Origin of the sequence: Dysosmobacter welbionis, assembly GCF_005121165.3 — a bacterium.
In the GTDB taxonomy this organism is placed as follows: Bacteria; Bacillota; Clostridia; order Oscillospirales; family Oscillospiraceae; genus Oscillibacter; species Oscillibacter welbionis.
Genome location: NZ_CP034413.3, coordinates 3310691 through 3327753, shown reverse-complemented (window position 1 = coordinate 3327753; position 17063 = coordinate 3310691). Strand labels below are relative to the sequence as shown.

Sequence of the window (17063 nt, the reverse complement as noted above, 5' to 3'; positions counted from 1 at the left end):
CCGCTGGAAAGGAAGAGAGCATGACTGAGCATTTTGCATCATGGTCCGGCGGCGCAGACAGTACGGCAACAGCCCTGCTTGCTCTCGAGCACGGGGAGCCTTTGACAGCCTTGGTATACTGTGAGGTCATGTTTGATGCGCATACCAGCGGAGAGGTCCCGGAACATGCAGATTTTATCCACGGGATAGCAATCCCGTGGTTTGAGGAACATGGCGTGCGCGTGGAGGTTCTGCGATCTCAAAAGACGTTTATGGACGTGTTTTGGCACCAGATCAAAAAGGGGTTGCGGGCCGGAAAGTATCAAGGATTCCCGTCGCCGGGGTTTTGCAAGGTGCAAGATCGCTGTAAGACACCTCCGCTGGGCCGGTTTCGCCGGGCGCATAAAGGAGCAGTACAGTATATCGGATATGCAGCAGACGAGGACGAAAGACTGCTGCGCCTGGGCGGGCAGAAAATATCCCTGCTGCAGAAATACGGATACACCCAGAAGGATGCGCGCGAACTCTGCCGGAAATACGGGCTCCTCTCTCCAGCCTATGAGTTCTGTAAGCGTGGCGGGTGCTTCTTCTGCCCAAATACCAGTGACAATGAGTTCCGACATTTGCGGGCACACCATAGGGAGCTATGGGATAAGCTCTTAGAGCTCCAACACGTGGAAAACGTTGCTTTCCCTGGGCGGTTCCGGACAGATGACAACATCATTTACATGGGGTCCAGGTTTGACCTGGAAGAACGGCAGATCACATGGGAGGATTTAGGACTATGACGGATGAAAAGCGCGCCCTGCTGGGCGACAAAGAGGCGGCGAAGCTATGAGAGTGCTGGTGGCTTGTGAAGAGTCTCAGGAAGTGTGCAAAGCATTCAGGGCGCTGGGGCATGAAGCATACAGCTGCGACATTGAGCCGTGCAGCGGAGGCCATCCTGAGTGGCACATCCAATGTGACGCGTTGGAGATGCTGAAAATGCAGTGGGACATGATTCTGGCGTTTCCGCCTTGTACATATCTGTCGAACGCCGGAGCAAAACACCTGTTCAAGGGGGGCGTTCTCAATCAGGAGCGCTATCGGACAGGGCTTGAGGCAAAAGCATTTTTCTTGAGGTTTCTGAATGCCGACTGCCCGCACATCTGTGTGGAGAACCCAGTATCCAGCAAGATTTATGAAATGCCGCCGCACACCCAGGAGGTCCAGCCGTGGATGTTCGGACACCCGGTTCAGAAAAAGACCCGCCTGTGGTTGAAAGGACTTCCTCCTTTGGAGCCAACTAACATTGTTGACCCGAAATGCAGCTGTCACGAAGCTGGAACATGGTTCATGCGAGGTGGGAAAGACCGACAGAAGAATCGGGCCAAGACCTTTCCAGGCATAGCTCAGGCAATGGCAGAACAATGGGGAGGAATTTGTAATGGATGACGTCAAATTAGCCATGCTCGGAAATAAAGATGCTGCGAAGCGGCTGACGGATGCGGGGGTGCTGGTGCCATGTCCTATGTGCAGAGGACAGGCAAGGGTGCGGAACGAACGTTACTATCAGCCAAATGTCCGCAGAAATGTGATCTGCATGAAATGTTTTACGAACAGCGGATGGTATAAGACGGAACACGAAGCCCGCCTGGCCTGGAACACCCGCGCGCCGATTCTGAGCGCGGAGGAAATGGAGATGCTGGAGGGGATCAAGATGGAAGTGGAGATGGTGATGAAAAGGATGGAGGTCCTGAACGATGCGGATTGAGCGCAAGCGCTATGTGGTCATGCGGAAAAACAGAACAGAGGTCTGGTGCGGTCTAGCAAAGGCTTTTAGTTTTCGTCCCATATCCGAAATAAAAGACGTATCCGTCAAGACATATCGTTCTGAGGCGCAGGCTAGAAGCGGCTGTTCTTCGTGGGACAGAGACTTTGAAGTTGTTCCGGTAATCGAGATGATTGCGACTGAGGAGGCGCTGAAAGATGGAAGAGTTTGATTGCAAGAAGTGCCTGCACGAAAAGGTATGTGCGCTGTGGGCGAGCCGAGAATCGCAGAACGCAAGCTGTTTCTGTACGGATGGGTGTGATTACTTCACGCCCACCCTCACCCCGCCGAACGAGCCGCTGACGCTGGAGGAACTGCGGGAGATGGACGAGCCTGTGTGGGTTGCCTGCAAACCCATCGAGGGCGGGAACGGGTACTGGTGTCTGTGCCAGCATGGGCATATCATCACACCTGCAGGTAGCATTTACAATGTAAAGGAAATCCCGCATTGGGTGTTTTACCGCCGCCCGCCGGAGGGAGAGGATGAAACATGACAAACGCAGATAAAATCCGGGCCATGAGCGACGAGGAACTGGCGGACATTTTTCTCAGAGCCGACTTTTGTAAGTGTTGTGAGCATGAAAAAGGCGGAGTATGCAATTTCATCTGTGCTTATCCAAACATTCCGATTTATGAAGGGTGCAGGCAAGCTGCATTGAAGTGGATGAAGCAACCAGTGGAGGTGGACACCTGATGGACATTGAGAAGCTGATTGAGCAGCTAAACGGATATTTTGAAGGGAAGGACCTGAAAAGAGGCGTTGCACTTGATGGCGCCACCACCCTCTCCACGCTCCGGGCCGAAAACGAGCAGCTGCGGGCCGAGCTGGAACAGGTGAAGCGGTGTATTGAAATTGTAGAAAATCAGAGAGATCAGATGAAGCGGGAGAGGGATGCGGCAGTAGAGGACCTGCACAAACTTTGCCCCGCATGGAAGTGGGACGGCGAGGAGGGCTGACATGAAAAAGCGTAAATACTACCGAAAGTGCGGTATCTGTGGGGAACGGTATGAGCAGAGCGAGATGGTGAGAGATGAATGTTCTCCCACTGGCTGGATTTGCTTTGACTGTTGCATGGGCGTACACCCGGAGTATGAGGAGGACTGACATGAAGCGGCTGACATACTTTGACGGCGGGAAATGGCGGCTCAAAATTGGCAACACCGAATATAGCGGTAAAACCGTTTTCCTGACCCGCGAGGAGGCCGCACTACGGAGGGAGCAGGATGGTTGATTGGGCAGTCATTAGGAGACTTGGGCTTTCCTTCCCTGGATGGTTCATCAACGCCCAGGGGGAGTTTATCGCCCACCAAAAGGCAAATGTGTATTTCAATATCAGCACTTGCAAGAGCGAACTGGATGTAAAGTGCAAGGTGTTGGAGTGGTTTTCCCGCGCGGCTTGTAAGTCCACGCCGTTTCGCCGTGCAGTAGATAATACAGCCCTTCATATTTTCTTCCTGAATGGTATAAATCAATATCTTGACACTAGGTTCAGTGTGGAGGATATGCGAGAGATTTACACTTATCTCGGGAACGCTTGCGACCATCAAAAAACGATCCGATTTATAGAGAGCGGCTATGATATGACCGTATTGGAGGAGCAGGATGGAGAATAAAACTATACCGCCGATGTATCCCGCTGAATTTGTCGAACGGGAATTAGGGATTAGAACTGACTGCTATAACCACAGCTGCCCATTCAGGGTGAATGATACCAGCAACGCCAACCGCTGCGAGTGTACGGCCTGCCCGAATCGGTGTACGGGCGATTTTTCCATTGCGTGGAACCGGACGCTGACGGATGAAGAGCTGGAAATCATTAAACGGATTGCAGACGACCACGAACAGAGGTGGAGAGAATGAAGGAGTACATCGAGAGGGCGGAAGCACTCGACATCTGCCAGAAAGAATATGAAGATCGGCTTAGAATGGCAGACTATTGCGGCGATACCGTGGCTTGGAATATTGGCGGAGCAATCAAAGGCATCCCCGCCGCTGACGTTGCCCCGGTGCGACACGGGAGATGGAATCCAGAAATCCATCATACATATATTCCAGTTGAATATGACCAGAATGGGGATCCTATTCTCCATGAATACACATCATTTCGTTGTAGCTTATGCGGAAGAGAGGAGCTAAAAGAAGAACCATATTGTCATTGTGGTGCCCGCATGGGCAAGGAGGCCGACCATGAAGTTTCGGAGTAAGACGGGCGAAGTCGCACTTACCATTGAACAGGCATTAGCGCAGTTTTGCGATAGCAAAGAAGATTGCGACTATTGCGAGATTCGGGAACCCGTGCAGCAATACGCAGGGACAAAGAGGCCGTGTCATGAATACGTAAGAGCCAACCCTCACGAAGCCGCTCGCCTGATGGGCTATGAGGTGGTGGAAGATGGAAATGTACTTACAAAAAATGATAGCAAAGGTGAAAGTTTGGAGGCCAACATGGACAAACCGAGAATTTGCGAGGTGCTGGGGGTTGAGGTAAACCAGAACTTCCAGTTTAATGACTTCCCATTTGATGAGCCGAAAAGTTATTTTGTCGGTACAGATGGAGAGATCAGAAATGCACATGGTGGAGAAGTGACCTCCGGAGAACTTTGTTACATTATCAATAACGCTGATTGCATCATCTGCAAGCCCCGCTTCACCGAGCAGGAGGTGGAGAGGGCGAAGGCAATCAAAGTTTTGCTCCCGGAGATCAATGCAATAAAATACGATGGTGCATGGACGCAGTGCCTGGAAATTGTAGACGGCACATATTTTCAGAGAGAAGTAATCACCAGACATCTGTTCCCGTCTGTTGAAAAGGGTCAGGTATATACCTTTGACGAGATCATCGGAGGTGCCCAATGAGAGAAATCCTTTTCAAAGCCAAGCGGCTGGATAATGGCGAGTGGGCTTCTGGAAGTATCGTCAAGGCCCGGTCCGGCACAGCAAAATCCGCCCCATTCAAGAAGTACATCGAATACCGGGAGGAATGAGAAAGGCGGGGCACCCGCCCCGCCGAGGTCTCTCATACAGTTTTCTTCTTTCGAATCAGAAGCGCAAAAGCGATAATCAGCACAACATACAAAATGTAAGAAAGGATGCCGTAGGATGTTATCGGCTGTGCATTCCCAAACCCCAAATTTCCCAAAATCCCACCGGCAACTGACACGCCTTGAATAATGGCACCTGCAATCAGCCAGCCTTTTGACTTCTTCCCTTTTTTCGCTTTTGAAACCGCAATCAACCCAAACACAATCAGAATCAGGTTGTATGTGACAGCGTAAACGATGTCCAACAAAAAAGACATAAACATCTTTCATTCCTCCCTCGCCCAAAGCATACACCGATTGACAGGATTTAGCAAGACTTAACAGAAAATTATTTTTTCTCTTAGAGCCACAATCTGTCCATGATATACTGTGAATTTTCTCCTTGACTTTTCGCCTTTCATAAATTATATTAAATGCAAGGCAAAAAGTGAGGTGATGAAATGTCGCCTAGAACAGGAAGGCCGAAAGTAGATAATCCGAAGGGTGTAAACCTGACAATCAGGTTAGACCCGGGAACCGAAAAAGCCCTCAGAGAATATTGCGAGAAGCACAATATTTCTCGTGGTGAAGCCATACGGCAAGGAATCCATCTACTTTTAGCCACAAAAAAGTGAAAACAGCCCGGCACCGTGGAAAGTTACGAGCTGTTTTCTCCGCCCGGAGGTCTCCCTGCCGGTAAATCCATTCTACCTTCATGGAGACCTCCCGTCAAGAAGAAATTGAACGGAGGATTATCATGGACAAAACTGCGACGATTCAGGAGTTAATCAATCAGGCATCCAACACCCGGTATCTGGTCCTTGCGGTGGCCGCCGCCTATGTCGGCACCACCCCGGACAACATCATCATTACCACCAAAGAGCCGAAGGAGGGTGACTGATATGGATATGGAGATGGACACTGTCGCCGTGAGGCTGAAACAGATTTGCGCCATATTTCAGATCACGATGGAAGCTGCCGATCAGGATGAATTTGACTCTGACCCAGAGCGGCATGAAAACCTGGACGGGTTCAACCCGGAGGTGCTGAACGAAATGTTTTCCAAGCGTGTCCGCAGCATTTACTTCCCTGCCCTGAACGCCATCTGCGGCTCTCTAGAGCAACTGCATGAACAAGTTCAAAAATCTATGGAGGTATCACAATGAATGAACAGAAAGGTGTCCCACTGGACGCAATCTCGAAAGGACGTTCCCTGGATGAAGTTCTAGAAGAGTATATGAGAATATGGGATGGTGCAAGGAAGTCCGTCACTGCTCCCGGAAAATGCAAAGATGAAATCTTTGCAGATACAATGAAAGCAACCGTATATCGGATTTACCTGCTCGGCGTAGAGGATGGCATGAAGGAGGGCCAGTAATGAACGAACTGAGAGTTTTTAATTTCAATGACGCAGAAGTGGTCGACAGCCGGGATGTGGCTGAATGGACGGACCGGAACCATAAGGATTTGCTCCGGGATATCCGTGGATACATTGAAGTGATGGAAAAATCCGATGAAATTTCGCAGCGCAAAATTGCGCCGTCAGATTTTTTCATCGAGAGCACATTTGAAAGTCGCGGCAAACAATATCCCTGCTACCTGTTGACCAAGAAGGGCTGCGACATGGTGGCGAACAAGATGACCGGAGAAAAGGGCGTCCTGTTCACTGCTGCCTACGTCTCCGCCTTTGAGAAGATGCGGGAACATATCCAAGGCGGCAAAACAAAGCGGCTGGGAATGACCGACTACCAGATGGAGAGCATCCGCGTCCGCAAGGCCCAGCTTTTGGAGCGTCTGGCGAAGGAGTATGACGGTACTTACAGACAGGTTCTCCAGGCCCACGCTACCAAGGAGCTGACTGGGGAATACCTGCTCCCCCTGCCCTATATCGGGGAAAAGATGTACTCAGCACAGGAGATCGGCGAAAAACTGGGCATCTCCGCAAACAAGGTCGGGATGCTCGCCAACCGGAACCACCTGAAAACGAAGCAGTACGGGACATGGGTCAATGACGTTGCCAAGAACTGCCCCGGAAAGGAAGTCCCGTCCTTCCGATACTACGAAAGCGTTGTTCCGGTTCTGAAAACGATCATCTCCAAACAGTGAGAAAAGGCCCCGCCGTCTGGCGGGGCTTCTCTTATGCGTAGGGGTTATTTTTCTCCCAACTCTTGTTGATGATTGTCCAGAGGTCCGCCTTTTGCTCTTGGGTGAAATTGTGGCTATCCAGATAAGCCCTGGCCTCACTTTTGGATTTGTACCCATTCTTGTCCGCATCAATTCCGTTCTTCATATCCGCATACTGTTCGACAGTCAGACCGGCAGCCACTGCCTGCTTCGTTTTCTCATAAGCCGTCCCAGACATGATCTCGGCGCCGTACTGATGATAGAGGGCCAAGTATTCCGCTGGAGATATTCCAAGATCGTTCTGCGCTGTCTCTGCGTTGTTTACCCATGCCGGAACACTGTCGGCTCCCAGAATCGTTTTCTTTGCCCGTTGGCTGGCGTAGTCATTACAGAGGTCCAAAAGCTCCGTCTTGGTAGTATCATTCGCCCTCTTGTATGCGCTGCTGCCCATCATGGAGGACAGCGTAGTCAGTGCGACGGCGCCGCGATCCCGGAGATAGTCCTGCCGCTCCTCGTAGGTCAAGGACTTGCTATAGGTATTGCCATCTTTTGTGTACGAGAGCTCCGATGGGGCGCTCTTAGAAGGATAGAAGGAGGTCTCCCCCGTCCGCTCGCGCAGCGCTTCCATGTTTTGAGACACTTCGCTCTGGTCGTAGGTATTGACTCCCACCGGGTTCAGCAGCGCGTTCAGCAGGCGGTCCGCAGTGCTCCCCTGATACAGCTTTTCCTCCCCAGTGGGTTGACAGACCCCGGCAGGGTTTCTCGCAAACCCGGGATGCTGTTCTTCACGCTGTCCACAACCTGCTCTCCGAGCGTATCCCCGGAATAGGTATTGCGGGGTCGGTCATCCAGCCCACGGGCCGTAGACCGCAGAATGTTTGGTATCAGGGAAGAAGCTACCGTGTTTGCCCCCTCCTGCAGTAATACTTCCTGTGGGTCCTGTCCATATTTGATGATGTCCGTTGCCGCATTCCCAATGAACTGCATCACCGGAAGCTCCGCAGTTGCATCCATAAAGGATTTCGGCACAGCATTAAAAGAAGAAACGATGGGGTTCCCTTCACTCTTTGCCATCTCCGTTCCCAGGTTCATCAACAGGTTCAGCGGCTCGATGGAGGACAGGTCGATCAGGGTGTCTCCACTCTGCCATTCCGTGCTTCCACCGGACAAAGCCCGTTCCGTTGCGGAGATATTCAGTTGGGTTCCCGTGATGCCCTCGCTGGAATTCAGCGCCGCCACGTCCGGATCATCCTCGTCCCCTGCCTGAGACAGAAGCCCCGACTGGGCCAAAAGCATAAATCCGTAAGCAATGGCGGTTCCGGTGAGGCCCCGGGTAGTGTCAGAGACGGCCCGGGCCTGTGCAGCCGGGTCCACATTCTGACCGCTGACAGCCTGCGCCACGGTTTTACCCATCTCCACAATACCCTTGACAGCGTTCGCGGGAGAATACTCCAAACCGCGAGATGCCAGATTTCCGGCTACCCGAGTAAACGGCGCCACAATGTCACCAGCTCCGAAGGCATGGACTGTACGGCCGCGGATGCTCCGTCCACTGTCACCAATGCCAGCAACCATATTCAGTACATCATGTACCTGCTGGATCGCAAGAGAAAGTTTGCTGTCATCCTGGAACGTCCGGTATCGTGCAAGTGCGTCAGCTTGGTTCTGTGCATAGTCCTTGTCAGTAGTCTTGATCTTCCCTTGGTCGACCAGCGCCTGGGTACGGCTCGCATTGCTGCGGGCAAGGCCCTTGTAGAATTCGTCTGTGGCATTCAAAAGGTACGCTTGGTTCCGCTCCAGCATAGACATTACACGGTCCACAAAGTTTCCGCTGGCTTTGAAGGTCCGGCGGCTGCTGGTGCCGTACCGGCTCTGATTACCGCCCATGTCTACGTCCATGGTGATTTCTGCAATCGCCATTTGCATCGCCTTGGCTGCCTGCCCCAGATTGGAACGTTCATAGGCCACGCTGCGGGTCCCTGTTACTTTGGACAGCGCCATATCCAGCAGGGCCGCCCCCTTCATGGAAAGCGCGTCCAGGCCGTAGAAAGACGTGTTTCCGGTGATGTTCTTCACCGCCGTTTTGGGGTTGGACAGCATGTTCAGGATTTGGATAGTCTTGATCTTCTGACCCATGTTGGCCGGTGTGGAGTCGGTGCTGAGCGCAGAAGTGGAAGCATAGGCGAACTGCTTCAACTGGTCGAATGTCAGGGAGTCCAAGCTGCTGTTTGCAACCGCGGTCATAATCCGGCTCTGCCGACCAGTTAAGCCATTCAAAACGCCCCGCTGCTGTGCAACGTTCAGGATAATGTCTTTCAACTGCTGCGGCTCTGCGGCCTGCTCGATCTCCGTATCCCACTTCACAATCCGTTGGAAGGTGCTGCGCTTCTCTTCTTCGGAAAGATTGGAGTTTTGCAGATTGTCCCACGCCTCCAGCTCCGAAGATTGTCCGTTCTGGTTGTCCCGGCGGCTCCACTTGGCGTTTGCCTGAACGCCCTGACCAGTGGCAGTCTCATGCTCCCGCATGATCCGCAGGAAGTCCGTATATTCCTCAGAGGGGATCTCCAGATTTGCGGACCTGCCCTGCAGCTCCTGCTGGATCATCCGGGCGGCATCCATCTGGGGCGCATTCCATGCCGTCGCATCATCTAGGGACTGCACCAACTCATGAAAAGCCGTCTCGTCAATGTCTCGCAGGAAGGTCCGCTGGCCGTCCCGAACGGCGTACACCAGTTCTTCTGCCAGATTGAGAGAACGCCCTTCTGTTTGGCTTTCATACCGGAACAGCTTGGCATAGTCCTCCCGTGAAAGGCCGGTGGCGGCTTCTTGATATTGATTATACGGCATGGACTCCGCAAGGCGGCTGGTCCTCTCCTGCCCTTCCATGCCGGGGGTGGTGAAGCCCCGCCGGGCGCTGCCCAGGTTGTCATAGGTTGGCGGTGCCTGTGTGTCTCCGGTTTCCTGCCGGGTATCCCCAAACAGAATTTGCGCCAGAGCGTCCGAATTGACATTTTCCGCGCCGGGTGCTATAGTAGTATTAGAAGCAGGAACTCCTCGGGAGGCCCGCCCGTCTGTCACGGTGTCGACAGTGCCCGGTGTTGTTCCTGCACCATCCCCCGCGTCTACTACGGTATCGAGGTCACCCGAAAGGGCAGAAGTTCCGTCTGGTGTAGATGCGGGGGATTCGTCATTTCTAAAGATGACGTCTCCATTTGCATCCACTACCTCGTGAAGATAGTAGCGGTTGCTGGCGCTGTCCTTCGTGACAATGACACCTAAGTAAGTAGGCTGCCCCCGGTAGGTAATTGGCGCTGCGAAAGTGTAGGTATCATAGCCGAGCCCTTTCCAGTTCTGTTGATAGTCAATCTGCTGGCCGTTTCGGATTACATCCGGGACGGCCGCAAATGTCTCGATTTTGGAAGGGCCTGTCCCATGTCCGATCATGCTGGACTTGATTCTCCCCCTGGAGAATAGAACATCACCAAAGCCGGGCCGATTGACCTTATTCCCAATCGCATTGACAAAAGAGGCAAGCCGATCCACCAGTTTTCCACTTCGGGGGATTTCTGTCCCAGTAACCTCGGCAACCGGATTCATGTTTTGGATATGCGGAATAGACTGACGTACACGGCTAACAAGCGTTGGCTCCAAAAAGCCTGTAGTGCCCTCTGCAGCCTCCTGTGCCTGGGTGGTGGAAACGGGTGCAGTTTCCGTTTGCGCCGTTCCTGCGGCATCTGTGGCCCGGCGATTGGCATTTTCGGCGCTCCTGCGGCCAATGCTTCCAGCAGCTCCAAGCGCACCACCCAAAGCGCCTCCAATCAGGCCTTGATAAATGGTGTCTGCCAGATAGTCCGGGTCCTGATATTGCTGCAGGGCGTTTTTATCATAGGTGATCTGTTGCAAAACAGGCTGCACCAGTGCTTCCACGACTTCCTCGCCACCTTCGCTCAATGCGGAAAGGACCGTTTGTCCAGCCGCACTCTGGCCCAGGCGTCCGGTTGCTTTTGCGATAGCATTGTCCAGAACACCGGAACCAAAGGTCCGTCGAAGCGGAGCGGCCACGTTGGCGATCTTCTCTGTCGCTACACTGAGTGCCGCGCTCCCCGCGCCATAGGCCAGCTGTTGCCCCAGCGTCGCCCCCTCCTGCCGGGCCTGCTGCGTCCCGGAGCCAAAGCCACGGACAGCCATGGGGGCAAGGGCCGATGCGCCGCCGGTGACAGGAGCCAGGAGGGCGCCGATCAAGGCGTCCCCTGCCAGCTGCGTCCCGGCCACACCTACGTCCACGGCAAACTGCCCCAGACCGCCAAGCCCCTCTTTCGCCGCCGCGATATTCTCCGCAGACTGCTCAGATAGGCGGTCCGCTGTCTCATAGGCGGAGTTGATGGCACGGGAAATGGGGGCGTGCTGGGCCTCCGCTCCCTGGCGGTAGACGCCGGACCGCTGCTCCGCACGCGCCGCCAAGGTCTCCAGCTGTTTCCGCATAGACGCCGTGATGGGTGTTCCATCATCCAACGTCCCACGTTTCAACATCTCCCGGTAGTGGGCTGCGTTCTCAGCCTCCTGATTGGCCCGCTTTGTGGAAAAGCTGTTGGCGGTGTCCACACTGCGCATCAGGTCCAGCAAAGACCCGCCGGAAGAGGCATAGTTTGCACCGGTTCCCTGCACCGCGCCTTTAGCCATGCTCCCCAGACGGGAGGGCCGGTCCACCTGGATCACGGTGCCCGTGGTGCTGTCCACAATGTCGGTGATGTGGTCCTGCCGTGGATCAGTTGTTTTTGGGGGTTGTATAGTTGGTTGCAGTTTCTGAGAGACAGGGGCGCTTTTCTTAGTTGCCTTTGTCCTTGGGTTCGTTTCCTGCTCCCTGTCTCTCACCTGCTGGCGGCTCATTTCTTGCAACTTGTTAAGCCGGTCTTGGATGCTTGCCATAGACACCTCCGTTAAAGGCCGATAGACCGAAGCAGAAAGTCCGCTTCTGCCTCTGTAATCTGTCCACGTTCAAGTGCATTCGAAATCATTTCACCAATAGTTCCCAGCTGTGATGCCGAGTTTGACCTGCTCATGGCGTTTGCAATATTCATTGCGGCTGGGCCAAGTTGGGAGGCGTCTGTAATTTGCAGACGTCCATTCAGATTTCGAATTGTGGTGTCACGGTCTGCCTTTTTCACAGTGCCTTCTGTATCTGGGGTGCTCTCGATTTTGTTTCCTTCATCGCCGCCACTAGAATCCCCACCAGAAGTGTTTGTACTTCTCCGCCCGCCGTCCGAACCGCCAGTAGACATTGCAGCAAGCCGCATATTCAGCGCGTCGGCTGTGGAAATCCCAGCCTCGTTCAGCGTATTGGTGTCCGGCATCACGCCCGCCGCCAGCATCGTCATCGCCAGATTATAGGCATATTCCCGGTTCTGTGCCGAAAGGCTGTCCTGATACTCCTGCTGGGAAGCGTCAAACTGCTGCTGCCACTGGCTGTTTCCAGCGTTGAACTGCGCTTCCCAGTTGGCCTGCTCCTGGGCAAGCTGTGCCGTCTGCATGGCGGCGTTGTCCTGCCGCACATACTCATTGTACAGGGCCTGGGCCATCTGGTAGTTCCCTTCCGCCTGCGCCTGCACTGCCGCGTTGCGGTATTCAATCGCCAGCTGCTGCTGTTGCAGGGCGTTTTCCGCAATGGCATCGGACTCCTTTGTGGAGATGTCCGTGAGGTTGCTTTGCAGCACAGCGGAGTTTGCAAGAGCCGCCTGCCCGCTGGTTCCGGTGTTCAAGCCTCGTGCGTTTGCGTACTCATTAAAGGCCATTCGGGCAATATCATTCTGAGATGCCGCTTCATTCCGGGCGCCCTGGTAAATGCCGGGAATTTTCTCCGCGTCTGCTTGCAGACCTGCCAAATTCTGTTCGTATGCCGATTTCAGAGCCGCCAGCTGTGCGTCCGTGTAGGCTTTGTACATGTCATTCAGGTATCCAGAAAGGTCCGTGGGCTGGAGAGAGTCATAATAGGAAGAGTCTCCGCCTCCGGAATATCCGCCTCCACCATACCCCTCCTGTTCCCGTTCCTGTCTGTTTTTGACATTGATGGCCTTTTTCGCATACCCATTATCATCGTAGGTATATTCATAGTCTCCCTTCGTGACCGTCTGCCCAGCCAGTCCCTCGTTTCTGGACATATCCGGTCTGGTTTTCCCGCGGATAGACTCCTCTGCAGCTGCCATATCAATTTCACCTCAATTTCAAAAAAAATAAGCGCCAAAGCCCGGATCACTCCGAACTCTGGCGCTGAACGCTCTAGCTTGTTATCAAGTTGTACAACAATTATACAACAAAAGGGGCCGCTATGCAAGCGGCCCCCTTGTTTTGTGGGAATTATTCCTGATTGAGATGCTCCATGCACATCCGGATCGCTTCCCGCTCCCGGTCATTGGATGCATCCTCCATCATAGCGCCCAGCTGCTCCATCATGGAGTCCTTCGCCTCACTGCGGGAATAACCGCGGGCACGGGAGTAGCCGTCGCGGCTGTATCCGCCGCGCCCGTCACGGGAGTAGCCGCCGTCCCGGCTGTAGTGGCCCCGGACATAGTGCTTGCCACGGTTGGCATAGCTGGAGCCTCTGGCATAGCTGGAAGGAGAGTCCATGTCGGCTGCCTGACTGTAACCGCCCTCCTCTAGCATCATGATCTTGTCCACGTTCTTGATGGTATCCGTCAGCTTGTGGACCATCTCCAGGTCCCCGGCGTTCATGTTGCTTTTCTGGGCATATTCCTCCAGCTCCTTGCAGAGCTTTTCTTTCAGGTCATACAGATATTCCATATCGGTTCTCCTTTCACGCGATGCGCTCAACAATAAAATTACTGTTGGCAACGAGGATGGGCTGTGTGCTGGTGTTCTTTGCGGCGACAGTGACGCAGCAGCCGCGAGGGACATCTACCACAGCGGAAACATAAATATTGAAGAAATCCTCTGCGGCAGCCGGGGTGATGGTAGCGGTGGAAGCGTTCAGCGCCTCACCATTGATGGAGATCGCTGCCGTGATGGCCTCCACGGTCCCACCGGTGGGGATAGCAATATTCGCTCCAAAGGAGACTTTGAATTTCGCGCGGCACTGGTTCGTAAGCCCGCGAAGAGTCACCAGCCCAGCGCCTTCCCGATGCACAATGCAGGGCTTGCCCGTGTTGGCCTCCTCGGTAAAAGGCACGTTCTGACCAGCGGCAACGGTTACGATTGCGCTGTTGCTGTATTCAGCCATAAACTTCATTCCTTTCAAAAAGATAGCGGCGAGGCTGTTGCCCCGCCGCATGGTTCAAAATCGGCACGGGGCCGAACATGTAAGCCTTTCTTACAAGTTGATGTATTGGGTTTTAGCAGCCGCAGCCACAGGGATTGCAGCCGCATCCGGCATAAGGATTGGGCACCTGATAGGCCGGGACAGGCATGGGATTGATGCGGCGGATCAGCTCGGCAGTCTGCGCTTCCTGGTTAGCGGTAATAAAAGCATTCTGCGCCGCCTGAGAAGCCTGGAACTTCAGGCTCTGGTTTTCAGCCGTCAGAGTAGCGATCTTGTCCTGGGTCAGGAAGTCCAGGATCGCGCGGCTGTTGGCATTGGCGTTGTCGATGATGTCGCGGGTGCTGGACTGGATGGTGTTGCGGGTATCGCAAGCCTGGGTAGCCATGTCATAGCGGACACCGTCAATGCTCCGCTGAGTATCGCAGCAGCACTGCGCCAGCTGGGCGCCGAGGGCGTTAAAGCCCGCCTGCGTCTGATAGCCCAGGTTGCACACAGCGGTATCCACGCCATGGAAGCCGTTGCTCACGGCATCCCGGATGGAGGTCTGGCCGTTCTGGAGACCGTTCAGGGCGAAGCCCTCGTTGATGTCGGAGCGTGTAGCGTAACCCTGGAATCCAGGCCCGTTTGCTCCGCCAAAACCTCCGCCGAAGCCATTACCCCAGCCGCCTCCAAAGGCCCCCCAAATGAGAAACAAAATAATCCAGGCAGACCAGTCTCCACCCCACATGGAACCATTGCCGCCATAGCCACCAGCGGAATACGCAGGAGCTACCGGCATAGTCAGAGTTGCGTCATTACTAAGAGACATATAACTTTCTCCTTTGTAAAAATATTTATAAATGCGGCCGCATCTATATACTTTTTGATGTTTTTGTGCTATAATTGTTATGCGTGGATAGGGTCGCTCCCGACAAGCCGTTACCCTGACGGTTTCCACGCAATCTGACAATCAGGGCGCATGAAAGGGTAAATGCGATGGAACAAAAAAGAATCTATAAACCATATTTCGATGTGAACGAGTACATCGGAAAACGGAGCAATTACTTGACTGTAATTGGACTGGCTGAAAGAAAGCCAGACGATACCAGTTGGAGGTTGCGATGCCGATGTGATTGCGGTGGGACAATTGATGTATTGCCTTATCAATTCAAAAACGGAGCCGTAAAAAGTTGCGGTTGTCTCAGAAATACCATCTACACCAAACAAGACGGCCGCAGTAAGCATCCCTTGTATGGAATCTGGCGACAGATGATGCAACGGTGTTACAATGAGAAGTCAAAAATCTATCGCCGTTATGGTGGCCGTGGGATTTATGTTTGCGAAGAATGGCATGATTTTTTCAAGTTTGTTGAGTGGTCTGATTCTATTGGCGGTAGGCCGGAGGGTTATACGCTGGACAGAAGGGATAATGACGGCCCCTATTGTCCTGAGAACTGCCGCTGGGCAACGATGAAAACGCAGAATATAAACAAGTCCGATAACATTGTGATTGAGTACAATGGACGGACTCAAACGCTTGTGGAATGGGCAAAAGAATTAGGAATTAACTGGGTCACATTTCACAACCGATATGTGCGTGGCTGGAGCATTGAGAGAATGATGACAGAGCCAGTCCACACAAAACCTGACCGAACGGCGGGGGCTTAATGCCCCTGCTGTTTATTTCCCAAACATACCCCGCATCCCCTCAAACATGCCCTGCATCTGCTGGGCCTGCTTTTGGACTTGGTTGAGCTGATCTTGGGAAATGCGTCCAGAGGATACCATCTCTTGTATCATGGCGTTGGGGTCTTTGCCCCGCATCTGCTGCATGAAGGATTGAAACTGCTGCATCATGTTGGGCTGTCTGTTGCCGCCCATAGCCTGATAAAACGGGTTCATTCTGCATCCTCCTTATCTTTTGCCGCCAGCGCATCCAGGCGGGCCTCCAACGCTTCCAAGCGGGACAGGGGCGCATACTCTACCGTTGGAGCCTGCGGGGCCTGTACGGGCCTCTGATTGCGCTCTACAAGGTCATATATCTTCATGCTGGGCTTGCCGCTTGCGTCCGCCTGTTTGAGATAGACCACTGGGGCGTTACTGTCCCACAAGGTAACGGCAGAGTTAGGCGCCACCAGATAATTTGCCGCCTCCATCTCGCTCTGCACCCACACAATAGACGGAGATGCCGGGGCTTGCTGCGGCTGCTGCATGGGTTGATAGGACTGCCGCAGCTGCGTCAGCTGGTCCGCCATAGGCGGCTGATACGGTTGGTACGGCTGATAGTAATAGGGATAGTTCGGCATCTCACGTCATCCTTTCTGCCAGTAGTACAGCACAGTTTCGTGTTCACTGTGCCATGTATCGTAGATCACACCATCCTGCAGGCATACCACATGGCCGGACAGGGCCAGAATGTAAGTCCCGTTTGGATGCCCCATCGCAAACTCCGCCACGGTCATATCCTCGGGCGCCATGTCCCGCCGGAAGCCATGCCGCCGGAGGTAAGCGCCCCATGTGGCGTTGGCGCTTGGCATATCACCCCTCACAGCGCCCTCAATGCAGAGGCCAAGATATGTCCTGTACCAGTCCTGCTCCAGCGCCTTCGAGATGGCCCGGACGGTGCAATCCCCCACATTTTTCTCGTAGGGGTTCGGATTGTAAAATTCAAACATATTGCTTTCGGTCGTCATACAAAAGCTCATTCTGCCGGATAAACCGTTCCAATCCGGAGAAATCTCCCTCCGCCGCATACTTCTCGCAGGTGTCTCTTGCTGTGGACTCCGTGAAGCCACAGGCCACCAACCGGGCCACCAGTTCTGAACCATTCAGAATCAACTTAAAACACGTCCTTATCATTGAAATCAGGAGGCCGCAAGG

30 protein-coding genes are annotated in these 17063 nt (G+C 53.6%); 19 read left to right on the top strand and 11 right to left on the bottom strand.

Annotated elements, in window-relative coordinates:
• Nucleotides 1-20: 20 nt before the first annotated feature.
• The 14 genes from EIO64_RS17395 (at nucleotide 21) to EIO64_RS18905 (ending at nucleotide 4774) form a co-directional block, all read left to right on the top strand.
• Nucleotides 21-767 (top strand): phosphoadenosine phosphosulfate reductase, encoded by a 747-nt coding sequence (locus tag EIO64_RS17395; protein WP_136891131.1) that lies wholly within the window; start codon nucleotides 21-23, stop codon nucleotides 765-767.
• Between the two features lie 46 nt (nucleotides 768-813).
• Nucleotides 814-1413: a DNA cytosine methyltransferase gene (locus tag EIO64_RS17390; protein WP_136891130.1), complete on the top strand. Its 600-nt coding sequence runs from the start codon at nucleotides 814-816 to the stop codon at nucleotides 1411-1413.
• Entirely contained in the window at nucleotides 1406-1732 is a 327-nt protein-coding gene (locus EIO64_RS17385; protein WP_136891129.1) for a Lar family restriction alleviation protein, read from the top strand. The genes EIO64_RS17390 and EIO64_RS17385 overlap by 8 nt, the downstream gene beginning before the upstream one ends.
• Nucleotides 1722-1961, top strand: coding sequence for a hypothetical protein (locus EIO64_RS17380; protein ID WP_136891128.1), 240 nt, complete (start codon nucleotides 1722-1724; stop codon nucleotides 1959-1961). The genes EIO64_RS17385 and EIO64_RS17380 overlap by 11 nt, the downstream gene beginning before the upstream one ends.
• Nucleotides 1948-2283, top strand: coding sequence for a hypothetical protein (locus EIO64_RS17375; protein WP_136891127.1), 336 nt, complete (start codon nucleotides 1948-1950; stop codon nucleotides 2281-2283). The genes EIO64_RS17380 and EIO64_RS17375 overlap by 14 nt, the downstream gene beginning before the upstream one ends.
• Nucleotides 2280-2483: a hypothetical protein gene (locus EIO64_RS17370; RefSeq protein ID WP_136891126.1), complete on the top strand. Its 204-nt coding sequence runs from the start codon at nucleotides 2280-2282 to the stop codon at nucleotides 2481-2483. Before EIO64_RS17375 ends, EIO64_RS17370 begins: the two co-directional genes overlap by 4 nt.
• Nucleotides 2483-2746 (top strand): hypothetical protein, encoded by a 264-nt coding sequence (locus EIO64_RS17365; protein ID WP_136891125.1) that lies wholly within the window; start codon nucleotides 2483-2485, stop codon nucleotides 2744-2746. The genes EIO64_RS17370 and EIO64_RS17365 overlap by 1 nt, the downstream gene beginning before the upstream one ends.
• Nucleotide 2747: 1 nt before the next feature.
• Nucleotides 2748-2894: a YlxR family protein gene (locus EIO64_RS17360; protein ID WP_158629731.1), complete on the top strand. Its 147-nt coding sequence runs from the start codon at nucleotides 2748-2750 to the stop codon at nucleotides 2892-2894.
• 1 nt (nucleotide 2895) lies between these two features.
• Nucleotides 2896-3021, top strand: a complete 126-nt coding sequence (locus tag EIO64_RS18910; protein ID WP_283251950.1) for a hypothetical protein — start codon at nucleotides 2896-2898, stop codon at nucleotides 3019-3021.
• A complete protein-coding gene (locus EIO64_RS17355) occupies nucleotides 3014-3403 on the top strand; it encodes a hypothetical protein (RefSeq protein ID WP_136891124.1) in 390 nt (129 codons plus the stop codon). Before EIO64_RS18910 ends, EIO64_RS17355 begins: the two co-directional genes overlap by 8 nt.
• Nucleotides 3404-3491: 88 nt before the next feature.
• Nucleotides 3492-3650, top strand: a complete 159-nt coding sequence (locus EIO64_RS17350) for a hypothetical protein (protein ID WP_207754059.1) — start codon at nucleotides 3492-3494, stop codon at nucleotides 3648-3650.
• On the top strand, nucleotides 3647-3994 hold the full coding sequence (locus tag EIO64_RS17345; RefSeq protein WP_136891122.1) for a hypothetical protein: 348 nt from the start codon (nucleotides 3647-3649) through the stop codon (nucleotides 3992-3994). Before EIO64_RS17350 ends, EIO64_RS17345 begins: the two co-directional genes overlap by 4 nt.
• Nucleotides 3978-4646, top strand: a complete 669-nt coding sequence (locus tag EIO64_RS17340) for a hypothetical protein (protein WP_136891696.1) — start codon at nucleotides 3978-3980, stop codon at nucleotides 4644-4646. Before EIO64_RS17345 ends, EIO64_RS17340 begins: the two co-directional genes overlap by 17 nt.
• Nucleotides 4643-4774 carry a hypothetical protein gene (locus EIO64_RS18905; protein ID WP_283251949.1) on the top strand — a complete coding sequence of 44 codons (132 nt, stop codon included), beginning with the start codon at nucleotides 4643-4645 and terminating at the stop codon, nucleotides 4772-4774. Before EIO64_RS17340 ends, EIO64_RS18905 begins: the two co-directional genes overlap by 4 nt.
• Nucleotides 4775-4806: 32 nt before the next feature.
• Here EIO64_RS18905 and EIO64_RS17335 read toward each other — a convergent pair whose 3' ends face one another.
• Nucleotides 4807-5094: a hypothetical protein gene (locus tag EIO64_RS17335; protein ID WP_207754058.1), complete on the bottom strand. Its 288-nt coding sequence runs from the start codon at nucleotides 5092-5094 to the stop codon at nucleotides 4807-4809.
• 473 nt (nucleotides 5095-5567) lie between these two features.
• On the opposite strand from EIO64_RS17335, the gene EIO64_RS17325 reads away from it, so the two are divergent.
• From EIO64_RS17325 to EIO64_RS17310, 4 genes are read left to right on the top strand one after another with little or no spacing between them, the layout of a single operon-like run.
• A complete protein-coding gene (locus EIO64_RS17325) occupies nucleotides 5568-5711 on the top strand; it encodes a hypothetical protein (RefSeq protein WP_158629833.1) in 144 nt (47 codons plus the stop codon).
• Nucleotide 5712: 1 nt separating this feature from the next.
• The gene (locus EIO64_RS17320; protein ID WP_136891694.1) at nucleotides 5713-5976 is read left to right on the top strand and encodes a hypothetical protein; all 264 of its coding nucleotides are present in this window, start codon (nucleotides 5713-5715) and stop codon (nucleotides 5974-5976) included.
• Entirely contained in the window at nucleotides 5973-6188 is a 216-nt protein-coding gene (locus EIO64_RS17315; protein WP_136891693.1) for a hypothetical protein, read from the top strand. Before EIO64_RS17320 ends, EIO64_RS17315 begins: the two co-directional genes overlap by 4 nt.
• Nucleotides 6188-6916 (top strand): Rha family transcriptional regulator, encoded by a 729-nt coding sequence (locus tag EIO64_RS17310; protein WP_136891692.1) that lies wholly within the window; start codon nucleotides 6188-6190, stop codon nucleotides 6914-6916. The genes EIO64_RS17315 and EIO64_RS17310 overlap by 1 nt, the downstream gene beginning before the upstream one ends.
• Before the next feature lie 31 nt (nucleotides 6917-6947).
• On the opposite strand, the gene EIO64_RS17305 is transcribed toward EIO64_RS17310, so the two are convergent.
• The 6 genes from EIO64_RS17305 to EIO64_RS17280 form a co-directional block, all read right to left on the bottom strand.
• Nucleotides 6948-7562, bottom strand: a complete 615-nt coding sequence (locus EIO64_RS17305; RefSeq protein ID WP_136891691.1) for a hypothetical protein — start codon at nucleotides 7560-7562, stop codon at nucleotides 6948-6950.
• Nucleotides 7563-7621: 59 nt separating this feature from the next.
• Entirely contained in the window at nucleotides 7622-11860 is a 4239-nt protein-coding gene (locus tag EIO64_RS17300; RefSeq protein ID WP_136891690.1) for a hypothetical protein, read from the bottom strand.
• Between the two features lie 11 nt (nucleotides 11861-11871).
• Nucleotides 11872-13089, bottom strand: coding sequence for a hypothetical protein (locus EIO64_RS17295; protein WP_158629832.1), 1218 nt, complete (start codon nucleotides 13087-13089; stop codon nucleotides 11872-11874).
• A 196-nt stretch (nucleotides 13090-13285) separates the two neighbouring features.
• Complete coding sequence (locus tag EIO64_RS17290) at nucleotides 13286-13729, bottom strand: hypothetical protein (protein WP_136891688.1); 444 nt, start codon at nucleotides 13727-13729, stop codon at nucleotides 13286-13288.
• A 13-nt stretch (nucleotides 13730-13742) separates the two neighbouring features.
• A complete protein-coding gene (locus tag EIO64_RS17285; protein WP_158629724.1) occupies nucleotides 13743-14216 on the bottom strand; it encodes a hypothetical protein in 474 nt (157 codons plus the stop codon).
• Nucleotides 14217-14277: 61 nt separating this feature from the next.
• Nucleotides 14278-15012 (bottom strand): hypothetical protein, encoded by a 735-nt coding sequence (locus tag EIO64_RS17280; RefSeq protein WP_249390726.1) that lies wholly within the window; start codon nucleotides 15010-15012, stop codon nucleotides 14278-14280.
• Between the two features lie 167 nt (nucleotides 15013-15179).
• On the opposite strand from EIO64_RS17280, the gene EIO64_RS17275 reads away from it, so the two are divergent.
• Entirely contained in the window at nucleotides 15180-15851 is a 672-nt protein-coding gene (locus tag EIO64_RS17275; protein ID WP_136891687.1) for a hypothetical protein, read from the top strand.
• A gap of 12 nt (nucleotides 15852-15863) precedes the next feature.
• Here the strand turns inward: EIO64_RS17275 and EIO64_RS17270 are convergent, their stop codons facing one another.
• The 4 genes from EIO64_RS17270 to EIO64_RS17255 are packed head-to-tail and all read right to left on the bottom strand — an operon-like array spanning nucleotide 15864 to nucleotide 17021.
• Nucleotides 15864-16085 carry a hypothetical protein gene (locus tag EIO64_RS17270; RefSeq protein ID WP_136891090.1) on the bottom strand — a complete coding sequence of 74 codons (222 nt, stop codon included), beginning with the start codon at nucleotides 16083-16085 and terminating at the stop codon, nucleotides 15864-15866.
• Nucleotides 16082-16489: a hypothetical protein gene (locus tag EIO64_RS17265; protein ID WP_136891091.1), complete on the bottom strand. Its 408-nt coding sequence runs from the start codon at nucleotides 16487-16489 to the stop codon at nucleotides 16082-16084. Before EIO64_RS17265 ends, EIO64_RS17270 begins: the two co-directional genes overlap by 4 nt.
• Before the next feature lie 6 nt (nucleotides 16490-16495).
• Nucleotides 16496-16876 (bottom strand): hypothetical protein, encoded by a 381-nt coding sequence (locus EIO64_RS17260; protein WP_136891092.1) that lies wholly within the window; start codon nucleotides 16874-16876, stop codon nucleotides 16496-16498.
• Nucleotides 16851-17021, bottom strand: a complete 171-nt coding sequence (locus EIO64_RS17255; RefSeq protein ID WP_158629725.1) for a hypothetical protein — start codon at nucleotides 17019-17021, stop codon at nucleotides 16851-16853. The genes EIO64_RS17260 and EIO64_RS17255 overlap by 26 nt, the downstream gene beginning before the upstream one ends.
• Nucleotides 17022-17063: the final 42 nt, after the last annotated feature.

Bases quoted from the DNA above. Each gene is read 5' to 3' on its own strand.
- EIO64_RS17390 (WP_136891130.1), top strand. From the start codon at position 814: ATGAGAGTGCTGGTGGCTTGTGAAGAGTCTCAGGAAGTGTGCAAAGCA.
- EIO64_RS17310 (WP_136891692.1), top strand. From the start codon at position 6,188: ATGAACGAACTGAGAGTTTTTAATTTCAATGACGCAGAAGTGGTCGAC.
- EIO64_RS17380 (WP_136891128.1), top strand. From the start codon at position 1,722: ATGCGGATTGAGCGCAAGCGCTATGTGGTCATGCGGAAAAACAGAACA.
- EIO64_RS17290 (WP_136891688.1), bottom strand. From the start codon at position 13,729: ATGGAATATCTGTATGACCTGAAAGAAAAGCTCTGCAAGGAGCTGGAG.
- EIO64_RS17340 (WP_136891696.1), top strand. From the start codon at position 3,978: ATGAAGTTTCGGAGTAAGACGGGCGAAGTCGCACTTACCATTGAACAG.
- EIO64_RS17370 (WP_136891126.1), top strand. From the start codon at position 2,280: ATGACAAACGCAGATAAAATCCGGGCCATGAGCGACGAGGAACTGGCG.
- EIO64_RS17345 (WP_136891122.1), top strand. From the start codon at position 3,647: ATGAAGGAGTACATCGAGAGGGCGGAAGCACTCGACATCTGCCAGAAA.
- EIO64_RS17285 (WP_158629724.1), bottom strand. From the start codon at position 14,216: ATGCGGCGGGGCAACAGCCTCGCCGCTATCTTTTTGAAAGGAATGAAG.
- EIO64_RS17320 (WP_136891694.1), top strand. From the start codon at position 5,713: ATGGATATGGAGATGGACACTGTCGCCGTGAGGCTGAAACAGATTTGC.
- EIO64_RS17265 (WP_136891091.1), bottom strand. From the start codon at position 16,489: ATGCCGAACTATCCCTATTACTATCAGCCGTACCAACCGTATCAGCCG.
- EIO64_RS18905 (WP_283251949.1), top strand. From the start codon at position 4,643: ATGAGAGAAATCCTTTTCAAAGCCAAGCGGCTGGATAATGGCGAGTGG.
- EIO64_RS17375 (WP_136891127.1), top strand. From the start codon at position 1,948: ATGGAAGAGTTTGATTGCAAGAAGTGCCTGCACGAAAAGGTATGTGCG.
- EIO64_RS17315 (WP_136891693.1), top strand. From the start codon at position 5,973: ATGAATGAACAGAAAGGTGTCCCACTGGACGCAATCTCGAAAGGACGT.
- EIO64_RS17385 (WP_136891129.1), top strand. From the start codon at position 1,406: ATGGATGACGTCAAATTAGCCATGCTCGGAAATAAAGATGCTGCGAAG.
- EIO64_RS17280 (WP_249390726.1), bottom strand. From the start codon at position 15,012: ATGTCTCTTAGTAATGACGCAACTCTGACTATGCCGGTAGCTCCTGCG.
- EIO64_RS17360 (WP_158629731.1), top strand. From the start codon at position 2,748: ATGAAAAAGCGTAAATACTACCGAAAGTGCGGTATCTGTGGGGAACGG.
- EIO64_RS17300 (WP_136891690.1), bottom strand. From the start codon at position 11,860: ATGGCAAGCATCCAAGACCGGCTTAACAAGTTGCAAGAAATGAGCCGC.
- EIO64_RS17325 (WP_158629833.1), top strand. From the start codon at position 5,568: ATGGACAAAACTGCGACGATTCAGGAGTTAATCAATCAGGCATCCAAC.
- EIO64_RS17275 (WP_136891687.1), top strand. From the start codon at position 15,180: ATGGAACAAAAAAGAATCTATAAACCATATTTCGATGTGAACGAGTAC.
- EIO64_RS17355 (WP_136891124.1), top strand. From the start codon at position 3,014: ATGGTTGATTGGGCAGTCATTAGGAGACTTGGGCTTTCCTTCCCTGGA.
- EIO64_RS17295 (WP_158629832.1), bottom strand. From the start codon at position 13,089: ATGTCCAGAAACGAGGGACTGGCTGGGCAGACGGTCACGAAGGGAGAC.
- EIO64_RS17395 (WP_136891131.1), top strand. From the start codon at position 21: ATGACTGAGCATTTTGCATCATGGTCCGGCGGCGCAGACAGTACGGCA.
- EIO64_RS17335 (WP_207754058.1), bottom strand. From the start codon at position 5,094: ATGTTTATGTCTTTTTTGTTGGACATCGTTTACGCTGTCACATACAAC.
- EIO64_RS17305 (WP_136891691.1), bottom strand. From the start codon at position 7,562: ATGGAAGCGCTGCGCGAGCGGACGGGGGAGACCTCCTTCTATCCTTCT.
- EIO64_RS18910 (WP_283251950.1), top strand. From the start codon at position 2,896: ATGAAGCGGCTGACATACTTTGACGGCGGGAAATGGCGGCTCAAAATT.
- EIO64_RS17270 (WP_136891090.1), bottom strand. From the start codon at position 16,085: ATGAACCCGTTTTATCAGGCTATGGGCGGCAACAGACAGCCCAACATG.
- EIO64_RS17260 (WP_136891092.1), bottom strand. From the start codon at position 16,876: ATGACGACCGAAAGCAATATGTTTGAATTTTACAATCCGAACCCCTAC.
- EIO64_RS17365 (WP_136891125.1), top strand. From the start codon at position 2,483: ATGGACATTGAGAAGCTGATTGAGCAGCTAAACGGATATTTTGAAGGG.